Here is a 13,570-nt window from a genome sequence, read left to right as displayed (position 1 = left end):
CACCGCTACAGCTCAAAGTATGACGGGTAATGGGTGTTAGAGCATTGGTTTACCATAATCCATCGGCGACAAATCAAAATACTTAGCGACTGTTTGCCCAATGTCTGCGAAGGTTTCACGATGACCTAATGAACCGGGTTTCACTTTTGGACCATAGATCAATACTGGGATGTGCTCACGGGTATGGTCAGTACCTGGCCAAGTTGGGTCACAACCGTGGTCAGCCGTTAAAATTAGAATGTCGTCTTCTTTAACTAATTTCATCAACTCGGGTAAACGGCGGTCGAATAATTCTAACGCCGCGGCATAGCCCGCTACATCACGGCGGTGGCCGTATGCAGAGTCAAAATCGACAAAGTTAGTGAAAACGATAGTGTTATCACCCGCCAGTTTCATTTCTTCAACTGTGGCGTCGAATAGGGCATCAATACCAGTCGCTTTGATTTTCTTAGTGATACCAACGTGAGCATAAATATCCGCAATTTTACCGATAGAAACGACTTCACCTTGTTTTTCATCAACTAATTTTTTCAATACCGTTGGTGCTGGTGGCTCTACCGCTAAGTCATGACGGTTACCTGTACGTGTGAAATTACCCGCTTTATCACCGACGAATGGGCGTGCGATAACACGACCAATGTTATAGCCGCCTTTAGTTAACTCTTCACGCGCAATTTCACACAACTCATACAGTTTATCTAAGCCGTAAGTTTCTTCGTGACACGCAATTTGGAAGACGGAGTCTGCTGAGGTATAGAAAATCGGTTTCCCTGTTTTCATGTGCTCTTCACCCAGTTGGTCAAGGATAACTGTACCTGATGAATGGCAGTTACCTAAATAGCCTGGCAAGTTAGCTTTCTCAACTAAAGTGTCCAACAGTTCTTGTGGGAAGCTATTTTCTTCATCAGAGAAATAACCCCAATCGAATAGCACAGGCACACCCGCAATTTCCCAATGGCCTGATGGCGTATCTTTGCCCGAAGAAATTTCGCTCGCATAACCATATGCGCCAATAATTTCTGCATTAGGATCAAGACCCGCAGGGAATGAACCGCTTGATTCCTCTCCTGCTTTACCTAAACCTAATTTTGTTAAATTCGGTAAATGCAGAGGCCCTTTACGGCCAATATCCGCTTCGCCGCGTGCGCAAGCATCTGCGATGTGACCCAACGTATTTGAGCCCTCATCACCGAATTTATGTGCATCGTGTGCAGCTCCGATCCCAAAGGAATCCAAAACCATAATAAATGTGCGTTTCATATTTTTCTCCTGCGGTATTTTTAAATACGATATACCACTAAAATCTATTTGTATTATTCGCTGATTTGGCGATAAACCATAGGTGTCGCTTCAGGTGCCTTGTCGCCAATCACCATCGCTTCACGCACTTCTTTCGCCGCTTCTTCCCACGCTTTTTCACTATTTGCATGGATAATGGCCAGTGGCGTCTGAGTATCCACTTTGGCACCTAATGCAGCGATATCACTTAAACCAACGCTATAATCAATTGGATCTGTTGCTTTACGGCGACCACCACCTAAAGTGACGACAGACATTCCCAGCGCACGTGTATCCATTTGCGTGATAATACCGTCTTGTGGCGCATAAACAGCTTTGCTCAGCACCGCTGTTGGCAGATATTTGTTGTAGTTTTCAACAAAATCAACAGGCCCTTTTTGAGCGGCAACCATGCGACCAAACACTTCTGCCGCTTTACCATTATCCAACACCGCCTGTAATTTTTGGCGTGCTTCTTCACGGTTTGCAGCTAATGAAGCAGACACTAACATTTCTACGCACAATGCCATGGTAACTTCATAAAGACGTGGATTACGGTATTCACCCGTTAAGAATTGAACGGCTTCACGAACTTCAACCGCGTTACCTGCACTGGATGCCAACACTTCATTCATGTCAGTCAATAATGCGGTCGTTTTACAGCCAGCCCCATTGGCCACTTTAACAATAGACTCTGCTAGCTGTTCTGACTTCTCATACGTTGGCATAAATGCACCAGAGCCGACTTTAACGTCCATCACTAGAGCATCAAGGCCTTCAGCCAGTTTTTTACCTAAAATTGAAGCCGTAATTAGCGGAATTGAGTCCACTGTCGCAGTAATATCACGAGTTGCATAAAAACGTTTATCAGCAGGTGCCAATGAATTAGTTTGCCCAATAATTGCCACCCCGACATCTTTGATAATGTCACGAAAACGGGCATCATCTGGGAAGATATCGAAATTAGGGATCGCTTCAAGCTTATCTAATGTCCCACCGGTGTGGCCTAGACCACGGCCTGAGATCATCGGTACATAACCGCCACACGCTGCAACCATTGGACCAAGCATCAGTGAAGTCACATCACCCACGCCGCCCGTTGAATGTTTATCAACTAATGGGCCGTTGAGGTTAAGTGATTTCCAGTTCAGAACCGTTCCTGAATCACGCATTGCTAATGTTAATGCAACACGCTCAGGCATGGTCATATCATTAAAATAGATAGTCATTGCCAATGCAGCAATTTGACCTTCTGAAACTGAGTTATCACGAACTCCATTGATAAAGAAACGAATTTCTTCTTCACTTAATGGCTTACCATCGCGTTTTTTACGGATAATTTCTTGTGCCAGAAACACAATATGCTCCTTTAAAGTCGAATTTATCGGCTAACAATATTGCGAAAATTAATAGCTGCTGCTTGATTTTTTAACGTCAAAACCCAGCGTATTTAATAAATTGGCTAATAAGCTAGAAGCCCCAAAACGGAAGTGGCGGCTATCAGCCCAATTGTCACCTAAAATTCGTCCCGCTAATGCTAAGTATTCTGCGGCTTCTTCTGCGGTACGGACGCCACCAGCCGGTTTAAAACCGACTGTTTTTTCAACGCCCATATCACGGATGACTTGCATCATGATTTCTGCACTTTCTAAAGTTGCATTAACAGGCACTTTACCCGTAGAGGTTTTAATAAAATCAGCGCCTGCTTTAATCGAAATTTCAGACGCTTTACGGATTAACGCTGCATCTTTTAATTCACCTGTTTCAATGATCACTTTCAACAAAACATTGGCAGCTGCACAGGCGTCTTTACAGGCTTTCACTAAGTCAAAACCAATTTTCTCATTACCCGCAATCAGTGCGCGATAAGGGAAAACGACGTCAACTTCATCGGCACCGTAAGCAATCGCCGCTTTAGTTTCAGCTAATGCGATATCAATATCATCGTTACCGTGTGGGAAATTTGTGACCGTCGCAATACGCACATCTGGAGTGCCTTGTTCACGTAATGTTTTACGTGCAATTGGAATAAAACGAGGATAAATACAGATTGCAGCCGTATTGCCTGCTGGGCTTTTCGCCTGATGACATAATGCAATGACTTTCGCATCGGTATCGTCATCATTTAAAGTGGTTAAATCCATAAGGGACAGCGCGCGTTGTGCGGCCGCTTTTAAATCAGTCATATAACTCTCCAACGTTGTTATTTCTTCAGAACGACACGTTCTTTGTTGGCGAGCGGGCTTGGTTCCTTAAAGATGCTAGTCGGATGCTTTCCGAACTGAGCAGCTGAGATCCTTCTCACCGCATCATGCCCTAGAGTCCTAGACTCTGAGAACTAGCAGTTCCATAGCAGCTTACTAATGCCTATTTGACCATGGAATGATGCCTTTTTATGTGCTACAAATCACATTAATCGACTGAATGTTACATTATTAAAATAAAAAATGTGATCCAATTCAAACTATAACATCAATTACCATCAATTCTTCTCTCAAATGGCTTTTCAATTCAATATATTCTTCATCATTAATCGACTAAGTTAAGAATAGTTGAAAATTTACGATTAATATAAAAAATCATAAAAGAATATAACGAATTAAAATGAAAACGGAAGGACTATTGCCCTTCCGATTGACTTATTTGAGATGGTATAAATTTAACCATCAGACACATAAACTAAATGACTGCGGCTGCGCCTAACGTCAAGAAAAAGCCGGCAATGGTTGCACTCATTAAGTTAGACAGTGTACCCGCCATAACCGCTTTCATACCTAAACGAGCAACCTCACTACGACGACTTGGGGCCATTCCCCCTAAACCACCGAGTAAAATAGCAACGGATGATAAGTTAGCAAACCCACATAATGCAAACGAAATAATCGCTTTAGTATGGTCAGAAAGCACTTGTTTGCCTGCCGCCAGTACTTCAGCATCCGCTTTCATGTATTCACCAAAATTCATGAATGCAACAAACTCATTCACAACAATTTTTTGGCCGATAAAAGAACCCGCGACTGTCGCTTCACTCCACGGCACACCAATTAAGAAGGCAATCGGTGCAAACAACCAACCTAATAATAATTCAAGTGATAATTGTGGATAGTCAAACCAACCACCAATACCACCTAAGATACCATTGATCAATGCAATCAATGCGATAAATGCCAATAACATTGCACCCACATTCAGCGCCAGTTGCATCCCTGATGATGCGCCAGAGGCTGCTGCATCAATGATGTTGGCAGGGCGCTCATCTTCAGCAACTAAATCGGTTGCATCAACCCGATCGTTCACATCTTCCGTTTCTGGAACCATCAGTTTAGCGAATAATAAACCACCTGGAGCGGCCATAAAGGAGGCGGCAATCAGGTATTCCATTGGCACGCCCATTTGCGCATAGCCCGCCAAAACTGATCCCGCAACAGAGGCTAAACCACCACACATGATGGCAAACAGCTCTGATGTGGTCATTGTTGCAATATAAGGGCGAACAACCAAAGGGGCCTCTGTTTGCCCTACGAAAATATTCGCTGTCGCAGATAAGGATTCGGTTCTTGAGGTTCCCAATACTTTTTGCAGGCCACCACCAAGAATTTTAATCACTAACTGCATAATGCCTAAATAATAAAGCACCGCAATTAATGAAGAGAAGAAAACGATAATAGGCAGAACACGGAAAGCGAAAATAAAACCACCGCCGCCAAACAGTTCAAACATTTTATCGGAAACAAGGCCACCGAAGATGAAATTCATCCCATCTTGGCCATATCCAATAACTTTAGAAACCGCATCAGACATCCCTTGGAGCACACTACGCCCCGCAGGAACATAAAGAACAAACGCGCCAATGGCTAGTTGTATTAAAAATGCACCACCCACTGTGCGTAGTTTAATAGCTCGGCGATTGCTGGAAAATAGAATAGCTATCCCGATAAGTACCGCCATTCCGATAATACTCATAATGAGCTGCATGGAAGGATCCCTGTTCACTTTATTTTAGGTTGATATATAAGGAAACGTGTAAGTCACCTTGATTTTTGATCTTATGATTATACCTAGTCATCACCAATAACCCGCAATACTCATCACAAATACTGAGTGCAATAAACAACAAAAATTCACACAATGTGATAAAAGTCACAAAATTAACTCGGTTTAATCTGGAAAGGGACTAAAGACCCAATTCATCACAATAAAAACTAAATAGATTTAAATAGCTAATTTGCGAAATTATATAAATATAATTTATGAATTGGCATGCGGTTTTATTTGGTGAGATTAAATAACGACAAGCTATTGTTGTAAAGTTGTTGGGCTATTTCTTCAGGGGATTCGTGGCGAAGCTCACATAATGAACGAAAAACCCACTCAATACGTTCAGGCCGATTTGGCTCGCCTTGGAAACCTGAAACAGGCATATCGGGGGCATCCGTTTCGAATAATAATGAAGCCAAAGGAAGTTGGGATATCACATGGCGAGTTTTATTCGCTCTTTCATAAGTAATGGTTCCCCCCACACCAATATAATAACCAAGTTTAACAAAGGCTTGTGCTTGAGATAGGCTGCCAGCAAAGCCATGTACGACGCCACGAGCAGGGACCTCAAAACGACGTAGCATTGCAGCTAATGGGTCATGGCTTTTTCGTGAATGTAAAATAACCGGTAAATCAAACTGTTTCGCTAACTTTAATTGTGCAGACAACACCTCTTGCTGGCGTTCAAATTGCGGGTTTTGCATATAGAGATCAAGCCCAATTTCGCCTATCGCCACACATTTTTTATTTTTTTTAGTTAGATAATCAGTCAATATATCAATATGTTGCTCTTGAAACTGACTTAAATATAATGGATGAAACCCCATAGCAGCATGGAGCTGCGGGTACTGCTGTGCCAATTGCCAAACCCGCTCAAAATTATCCACACTCACTGTCGGAATGACAATATCGCTCACGCCACTTTGCTGGGCAAGCTGCAAACTTTCAGTCAAAGAGTCACTAAAAGGTGGGAAATCAAAATGGCAATGAGTATCAATAAATTGACATTTAGCCATCACGAGTCTCATTTGCTGGTATCGCTGCCAAAGGCACTGAAGTGACAGGCTCAGTCACCAATTCAGGAATGAGTTCGCTCGGTACTTGAGGCTCAAGCTGAATGTCTAATGGGTTCGACTCAATTTTCTGAGCCAAGGTATGTCTAAAGCGATTTGTATTGTGGTCAAATGCACCACCCAGTGCTGCAATAAAATAGCGGCCACACCGACGGCCCGTATGGTAATCTTGATTAAGCGAAGATACTTTACTACCCAGCGCACTACTTTTCAGTGGAACAGGTGGATAAATCTCAAAGACCTGTACATCTTCTGGTGGGTTTTCAATAAATTCTTGTGTTCTACGGTAACTTTTCAGATGAACTTTAAGCATGGCAGCCATACGTTGTAAGCCATTCTTTTCCCCTTCCAGCCACCGAGTCATTCTTTTCACCCATTCAGGGGTAAAATACATTTGGGAAGGAACGGTACGGATCACCACAATAGTCTCAGCACCGCGGCGGTATGCCTCTTCAACTGGGATCGCAGCACTAATACCGCCATCCTGATATAAAGTGCCATCGAGTTCAACGCCTTCCCGATAAAAACCGGGAATAGCGCTGGACGCACGAATGATATCCAACCAAGTGTCGGCATCTGGCTGTAAGAAGGCCGCAGAAAAATCATCACTGCGGCTTGCTCCCATATAGAATTCACGGCCTGAATCTAATAAATCGAGCCCTGCTTGTATACGTAATGGAAATTCTTTTGCAGTGGTTTCGACTAGCCAATCTAAATCAATCAGATGGCCACCTCGAATAAAGCGTAAGGGATTGAAAAATGCTGAATTGGTTGTATAGCGAGTGATCACGCGACGAGCATAGCCCGCTTGCCCACAAATATACGCAGAAAGGTTCTGGGCGCCAGCAGAAGTACCAATCATCAGATCAAAAGGGTTAAAATCAGAAATAAGAAACTCATCCAGTACCCCGGCAGTAAAAATCCCTCGTTGACCGCCTCCTTCACATATCAGAGCCGTTTTTCCCGAGTTGATATTATCAAAGAATGCAAGCGGCTCAATCGTGCCGAGTGTAACTGAAACGTGTTTTCCCATAATGCCCCTGAATGACAGAAGTTCTCTTTAATTCACTTTAAATAGCTCAAAAACAGAATGAGCCTCCCACAGAAAGCCCATTCTATCGACATTGTACAATAAATATTCAGCAATATGAGCTATTGAGGCATTTATTTACCGTTTAGTTCGCAATCACTAAACCATTTTGTACCGATTTGACCCCATTAACTTGCGATGCCACTTGGGTAATTTTATCCATTTGATCGGCTGATTTAACAAAACCTGATAAGTAAACAACACCATTGACGGTTTTTACTGATACACTGTTACTCGAAATACCTTTCGTACCCAGTAATTTCCCTTTTACATCGGCAGTAATCGCTGAGTCATCAATATAATCACCGGTGTTTTTAGCGCCACTCGAAATAGCATTTCCAGTATCTTTACCAGCCATTTCAACGGTCTTAGATGCACTGTCCCAGGTTTCTGAGGCTTGTTTTTTCAAAGCGCTATCTGATGATGAGCTACAAGCCGCAAGCGCCCAGCTCAACCCAATAACTCCTAACAAACTCAATAGTTTTGCATTTTTCATAAAAACCTTCCTTTCACTGCAATGGACAACGAATAATATAGCCTAAGTAAAAAAACATAAAAAATAAAGAGAAAGGTAATAAACACAGAATATTCTTGATGAGAAGCACCAAAAAATAGGGAAAGTAACTTTAAATGAAGTTCGAAATAAGATGACCCACTACTAACCCTGTTAGCCGTGGGTCATAAACACAATTAGTGTTCGCGTGTTTTGCGGAATTTAACGTCAGGGTAGCGTTCACTGGTGAGGTTAAGGTTCACCATTGTAGGTGCGATATAAGATAAGTTATCGCCACCATCGAGGGCTAAGTTTTGCTCATTTTTACGCTTAAACTCTTCAAATTTCTTCGCATCATCACACTCAACCCAACGCGCAGTAGAAACGTTAACAGCTTCATAGATAGCTTCAACGTTATATTCGCTTTTCAAACGCGAAACGACCACGTCAAACTGCAACACCCCTACCGCACCAACGATTAAATCATTGTTAGTTAACGGACGGAAAACCTGTACCGCCCCCTCTTCAGATAACTGAACGAGGCCTTTTAGCAGTTGTTTTTGTTTTAGCGGGTCACGTAAGCGAATACGACGGAACAATTCAGGGGCAAAGTTTGGAATACCCGTAAATTTGAGTTCTTCACCTTGTGTGAAGGTATCACCGATTTGGATAGTGCCATGGTTGTGCAACCCAATGATATCCCCTGCATAGGCGTTTTCGACCTGAGAGCGATCGCCCGCCATAAAGGTTAACGCATCAGAAATTACTACGTCTTTTTTGATACGGACTTGACGCAGTTTCATACCTTTCTCATAAGTACCTGAAACAATACGCATAAACGCAACACGGTCACGGTGTTTCGGGTCCATATTGGCTTGAATTTTAAACACGAAGCCAGTGAATTTTTCTTCTGTCGCATTAACTTGGCGCAAATCTGTTTGGCGTGGTTGCGGCTGCGGAGCCCACTCCACTAAACCATCTAGCATATGGTCAACACCAAAGTTACCTAACGCGGTTCCGAAAAAGACTGGGGTTAATTCCCCCTGCAAGAAGGCCTCATGGTCAAATTCATGGGATGCCCCTTTAACCAATTCCAGCTCATCACGTAACTGCGCAGCGAGTTCATCGCCTACCGCTGCATCGAGATCTGGGTTATTTAGCCCTTTAATAATACGGATTTCTTGAATTGTATGCCCTTGACCTGTTTGGTATAGGATCGTTTCATCACGTAATAAATGATAAACACCTTTGAATAACTTACCACAACCGATAGGCCATGTGATTGGACAACAAGCAATTTTTAGCTCATTTTCCACTTCATCCATTAACTCCATTGGATCACGAATATCACGGTCCAACTTATTCATGAAGGTTAAGATTGGAGTGTCACGTAGGCGGGTAACTTCCATCAGTTTACGTGTCCGGTCCTCAACCCCTTTACCCGAGTCAATCACCATCAAGCAGCAGTCAACTGCCGTTAATGTACGGTAAGTATCTTCAGAGAAATCTTCGTGACCTGGGGTATCCAGTAAGTTAACAAGACAATCATTATAAGGAAACTGCATGACAGAGGTGGTAATCGAAATACCACGCTGCTTTTCCATTTCCATCCAGTCGGATTTAGCGTGTTGATTAGAGCCACGGCCTTTTACCGTACCTGCACGTTGAATAGCGTGCCCAAACAATAACACTTTTTCGGTTATTGTGGTTTTACCCGCATCGGGGTGGGATATGATAGCAAACGTTCTGCGTGTGCTAACTTCATGGAGAAAGTTCTGATCTGTCATTTAACCGTTCTTTTCGTTTATATACAGATTTGTATAAGCATTCGAAGAGGCTCAATGTGGCTCTTGGCGTCGCAAATCCGTCTTGTTAATCAAAATTAGCGGTTATTTTCGCAGATCTTGGGGGTATTAACAATCAAAGGCTATCTAATCTGTTACCATTTACTCTCAGTGTGCGCCAATACTCAGTTGTAGCTGTTTGTAATCATTGCTTCTTCAGCCCATAAACAACTGTCTCTAAACCACAAATTCCTTCGCTACCAAAAATCGATGATAGCTTGTCGTACTACGCCAATAATGCTGCAATTGCCGTTGTTCGGTATTGCATGGTGTAACGAGACCTAGTCGATTTACCAGAGCAAATCTGGCTGATTAGCTGCTGTATGATACCAATGTGACGAACCAACAACTCAAAGCAGCAAAACATCTATTTTTTAGAAATCACATACTGAGAACATCTTTCAGCTTTTCTAAGGCTTGTGTATGTTTGTCATTCGGCATTTTTGCTAAATTGATTTGTTTCCATTTGATGGCAGGAAGCTCACAGACTCCATTCAGGCCGAGTAAAGACCAGTCAGGCTCTCGATTTTTAAAGGATAGCAAAAAAGCCTTTTCAACATCGGTCAGTCCTTGGTGAATGAGGTCTACTAGGCGTCCCCTTACGGCTTCCAGTTCCACCAACGGGACATCCGTCTCGGCCATGTTAGTAAACTCACCTTCATAGGTGGCAGTAATATCCTTAAATTGCGGACTGAGCAATTCTGCCATTGGCCGATTATGGCTTGATAAATAAACGAGTAATGCTTTACGAATTTCATCCGTTAGCCCTTCATTCTCCAAAAGCAACTTCACATCAAATAAGTCTCTTGGATGCTGTCTATCCAATGCTGCACATATCTTTCCAGCATAAAGATCAGCTAAATCAATAACAGGCATTTCAACATAACCAAATTCGTCTTCTACGACTGCGCAAACTTCCATCAGCTTTGGTTCATAAACAGTACCGCGCAATACAGGTGATAACTCGACTTTGATTTGCACACCGTTGCGAGCAATGATCAACCTTAGAGCATCGCGTTTTGACCGATAAGCTTCCGTTAGCTCGACATCTTTAAATGTTATTTTTAAATCCACGCTAATAGCATCAAGTGCATCACAGATTTCCTGCAAGGCATCATCACGGCTCTTCATTGGCAGATACACCAAATCAATATCGACCGATAAACGAGGAAAGTCTCTGACAAATAAATTGATTGCTGTACCACCTTTGAGCGCAAAGCATTCCTGTTTGGCAACGAAAGGCAATACCTGTATCAAAAGCTGTACTTGCTTGTAATAAATACTGTTTCTATCCATCGCTGAACTTATCCTTTACTTGCCAGCACCATATGCTGGGGTACTGTTATTAGATACTCTGTATCCAATTTTCCACCTTTAGCAACAACACGCTTACCTGAGCCTAAATCGTAATTTTCTACATTTAACTTATCAAACCAAGGATAAGCTTGGCGTTTTGCGAGCCAAAAGAACAATCGTTTGGCCTTTACGCTTTTACACGCTTTTAAGAGCGAATCTAGTTTTCTTGGAGATAAATTCACCAACCCCTGCATTAGCTCATCGGCATGTTCAAATGACACACTTTCAGGCAAATCCACCAACACTTCCAATATGGCTTTTTCAGGACATGAAAAATATACAGGTGGTAATTGCTCTCCCCATTCATGCTCTTTAACAAATGCTCTATCTTTGAATAAGCTCTCAGGCCAAAGTTTACTTGTACTATGTCCTTCGAACTTAATTGGCAATGACAGCCTCTCAAGCCAGGAAGGCAGCTTTCCCGTTGCATATAAATGAATATGAGGGGTACTTCCTAATGACAAATATTGCGACAAACCAGATATGGAAAGCGCTGACAACCCACCGACTACGACAGGCGGAAGTTGTTCATCTGCACTTTTGTTCATCATACGCTGCATAGAAGCGACTACGCCTTCCCAAGTGACTGTTCGAGAATACTGGCTGTAAACACCTATAGCTAGCGGCAATAACGTATCGGTTTTGACAGCGTTATCCAACGCATGAGCACTCAAGCCCTGCTCTGCAAGCCATTTTTTTGTCGCTAACATACCATAAGGTAAAAGAGTTTTAAGAGACTGCTTATAAGACTCTTTCACCGTTTCGCGCTGGGAATGACTAACCATTTTTAAACACCAAACCTTTTTCTAGTTTACCTCTTTGCTATTTCGCGGCGAATATCGCCGTAAAACCTAGCCTTAATAAACTATCACAACAAGGCGTGGTTTACTATTCTTTCTATTCACGGCGAATATCGCCGTATTATTTCGAACTTTTAAACCCAATCTACCGAACCTTAGAAAACTTACTTTGCCCAGTCCGCGAGTAATATCTGCAATGTTTTGGTGTGTTTGCTTTGTACAGTTACTAGATCAAGTAATAAAAGAACAAGTCCCATCCGAAGATGGAAGTTTTTAGCTCAAGCCTATGAATAACAAGGGATATAAGACGGTTTGTGTCATGGAATTTTCGCCAGAGCCCCCTAAAACGGAATTTGTACTTAAGTTTGTACACACTTTCCGAAATCACGCTTGAAAATCATTGAAAAGCAAAGCATCGAGGAACAGGCAAAACAGTCCCTCGATGGCTCACGAAATTGGCTCAATAAACAGCGTCTTTATGCATCAACTAAGCACTGACCAAACGGGCTATTTCATCCCCCAACGCCTGAGTACTCGCATTTCCTCCCATATCACGGGTTAGATGTTGGCGCTCCTTAATGGCCGTTTCTACCGCAGACATAATCGAATCATGCATCTCAGGGCACCCCAAATGTTGCATCATCATCGCTGCCGCCCAAATCGTGCCAATTGGGTTGGCAATATTTAGCCCTGCGATATCCGGTGCTGACCCGTGAACCGGCTCAAACATCGATGGAAATTGCTTTTCTGGGTTAATATTGGCTGATGGCGCAATCGCAATCGTTCCTGTACAAGCAGGCCCTAAATCAGACAAAATATCGCCAAACAGGTTTGACCCGACAATCACATCGTAGAACTCTGGCATTCTCACTAAATTGGCTGCAAAGATATCAATATGGAATTGGTCAACTTTGATATCTGGGTATTGCTTCGCCATTTCGGCTACGCGGCTATCCCAATAAGGCATTGAATGAAATAGTCCATTTGATTTCGTCGCTGAACTTAAATGTTTTTTCTCACGCGACTGCGCCAAATCAAAAGCATATTTTAAAATACGGTCGGTTCCCTTACGGGTAAAAATACTTTGTTGCAGCACCATTTCTTCATCAGTGCCTTCGTACTGAATACCGCCAATCGCCGAATATTCCCCTTCTACGTTTTCACGCACCACATAAAAATCAATATCTCCCGGTTTTTTATCTGCTAACGGACACTTAATGCCATCAAACAAACGGACAGGGCGCAGATTTACATATTGGTTAAAAGCGCGGCGGATAGGTAATAACAGCCCCCATAATGAAATATGATCAGGAACACCCGGGAACCCTACTGCGCCTAAGAAAATCGCATCAAATTTTTTCAATTGTTCTAAGCCATCTTCAGGCATCATACGCCCCGTGCGGTGATAGGTTTCGCACGACCAATCAAAATGGGTAAACTGCAATTTTATCCCGTGCTTATTTGCCGCTGCTTCTAATACTTTTAACCCTTCAGGGATCACTTCGGTACCAATACCATCACCAGGAATAACTGCTATGTTAAATTGTGACATTGTGAAAACCTCTGATAATTGAATTATGTCTGTTTGTTCTCCAGTT

General features: G+C 42.7%; 11 protein-coding genes. All 11 read right to left on the bottom strand.

Features of this window, described 5'->3' with window-relative positions:
- Positions 1-36: 36 nt before the first annotated feature.
- Complete coding sequence (gene deoB, locus M1E86_RS03135; RefSeq protein ID WP_004905728.1) at positions 37-1,260, bottom strand: phosphopentomutase; 1,224 nt, start codon at positions 1,258-1,260, stop codon at positions 37-39.
- Positions 1,261-1,313: 53 nt separating this feature from the next.
- A complete protein-coding gene (gene deoA / locus M1E86_RS03130; RefSeq protein WP_125891879.1) occupies positions 1,314-2,636 on the bottom strand; it encodes a thymidine phosphorylase in 1,323 nt (440 codons plus the stop codon).
- Between the two features lie 48 nt (positions 2,637-2,684).
- Entirely contained in the window at positions 2,685-3,464 is a 780-nt protein-coding gene (gene deoC, locus M1E86_RS03125; RefSeq protein ID WP_213912991.1) for a deoxyribose-phosphate aldolase, read from the bottom strand.
- Between the two features lie 493 nt (positions 3,465-3,957).
- The gene (locus M1E86_RS03120) at positions 3,958-5,241 is read right to left on the bottom strand and encodes a NupC/NupG family nucleoside CNT transporter (RefSeq protein ID WP_185746900.1); all 1,284 of its coding nucleotides are present in this window, start codon (positions 5,239-5,241) and stop codon (positions 3,958-3,960) included.
- 305 nt (positions 5,242-5,546) lie between these two features.
- A complete protein-coding gene (locus M1E86_RS03115; RefSeq protein ID WP_248467632.1) occupies positions 5,547-6,332 on the bottom strand; it encodes a TatD family hydrolase in 786 nt (261 codons plus the stop codon).
- Positions 6,325-7,422 (bottom strand): patatin-like phospholipase family protein, encoded by a 1,098-nt coding sequence (locus M1E86_RS03110; RefSeq protein WP_213912993.1) that lies wholly within the window; start codon positions 7,420-7,422, stop codon positions 6,325-6,327. The genes M1E86_RS03115 and M1E86_RS03110 overlap by 8 nt, the downstream gene beginning before the upstream one ends.
- 142 nt (positions 7,423-7,564) lie before the next feature.
- Entirely contained in the window at positions 7,565-7,975 is a 411-nt protein-coding gene (locus M1E86_RS03105; protein WP_213912994.1) for a BON domain-containing protein, read from the bottom strand.
- Between the two features lie 194 nt (positions 7,976-8,169).
- Positions 8,170-9,759 carry a peptide chain release factor 3 gene (prfC, locus tag M1E86_RS03100; RefSeq protein WP_125891873.1) on the bottom strand — a complete coding sequence of 530 codons (1,590 nt, stop codon included), beginning with the start codon at positions 9,757-9,759 and terminating at the stop codon, positions 8,170-8,172.
- 438 nt (positions 9,760-10,197) lie between these two features.
- Positions 10,198-11,112 carry a nucleotidyl transferase AbiEii/AbiGii toxin family protein gene (locus M1E86_RS03095; protein ID WP_213912995.1) on the bottom strand — a complete coding sequence of 305 codons (915 nt, stop codon included), beginning with the start codon at positions 11,110-11,112 and terminating at the stop codon, positions 10,198-10,200.
- An 8-nt stretch (positions 11,113-11,120) separates the two neighbouring features.
- Positions 11,121-11,957, bottom strand: coding sequence for a type IV toxin-antitoxin system AbiEi family antitoxin (locus M1E86_RS03090; RefSeq protein WP_125891871.1), 837 nt, complete (start codon positions 11,955-11,957; stop codon positions 11,121-11,123).
- 502 nt (positions 11,958-12,459) lie between these two features.
- A complete protein-coding gene (locus M1E86_RS03085; RefSeq protein ID WP_213912996.1) occupies positions 12,460-13,524 on the bottom strand; it encodes a tartrate dehydrogenase in 1,065 nt (354 codons plus the stop codon).
- Positions 13,525-13,570 lie beyond the last annotated feature (46 nt).

This window comes from Providencia sp. PROV200, from assembly GCF_049901995.1.
Taxonomy (GTDB): domain Bacteria; phylum Pseudomonadota; class Gammaproteobacteria; order Enterobacterales; family Enterobacteriaceae; genus Providencia; species Providencia rettgeri_E.
The sequence above is the reverse complement of the archived record's forward strand: the minus strand, read 5'-3'. Positions and strand labels throughout refer to the sequence as shown.

Coding starts and splice junctions, on each gene's coding strand:
- M1E86_RS03105 (WP_213912994.1), bottom strand. CDS start 7,975: ATGAAAAATGCAAAACTATTGAGTTTGTTAGGAGTTATTGGGTTGAGC.
- M1E86_RS03110 (WP_213912993.1), bottom strand. CDS start 7,422: ATGGGAAAACACGTTTCAGTTACACTCGGCACGATTGAGCCGCTTGCA.
- M1E86_RS03120 (WP_185746900.1), bottom strand. CDS start 5,241: ATGAGTATTATCGGAATGGCGGTACTTATCGGGATAGCTATTCTATTT.
- prfC (WP_125891873.1), bottom strand. CDS start 9,759: ATGACAGATCAGAACTTTCTCCATGAAGTTAGCACACGCAGAACGTTT.
- M1E86_RS03095 (WP_213912995.1), bottom strand. CDS start 11,112: ATGGATAGAAACAGTATTTATTACAAGCAAGTACAGCTTTTGATACAG.
- M1E86_RS03115 (WP_248467632.1), bottom strand. CDS start 6,332: ATGGCTAAATGTCAATTTATTGATACTCATTGCCATTTTGATTTCCCA.
- M1E86_RS03085 (WP_213912996.1), bottom strand. CDS start 13,524: ATGTCACAATTTAACATAGCAGTTATTCCTGGTGATGGTATTGGTACC.
- deoC (WP_213912991.1), bottom strand. CDS start 3,464: ATGACTGATTTAAAAGCGGCCGCACAACGCGCGCTGTCCCTTATGGAT.
- M1E86_RS03090 (WP_125891871.1), bottom strand. CDS start 11,957: ATGGTTAGTCATTCCCAGCGCGAAACGGTGAAAGAGTCTTATAAGCAG.
- deoB (WP_004905728.1), bottom strand. CDS start 1,260: ATGAAACGCACATTTATTATGGTTTTGGATTCCTTTGGGATCGGAGCT.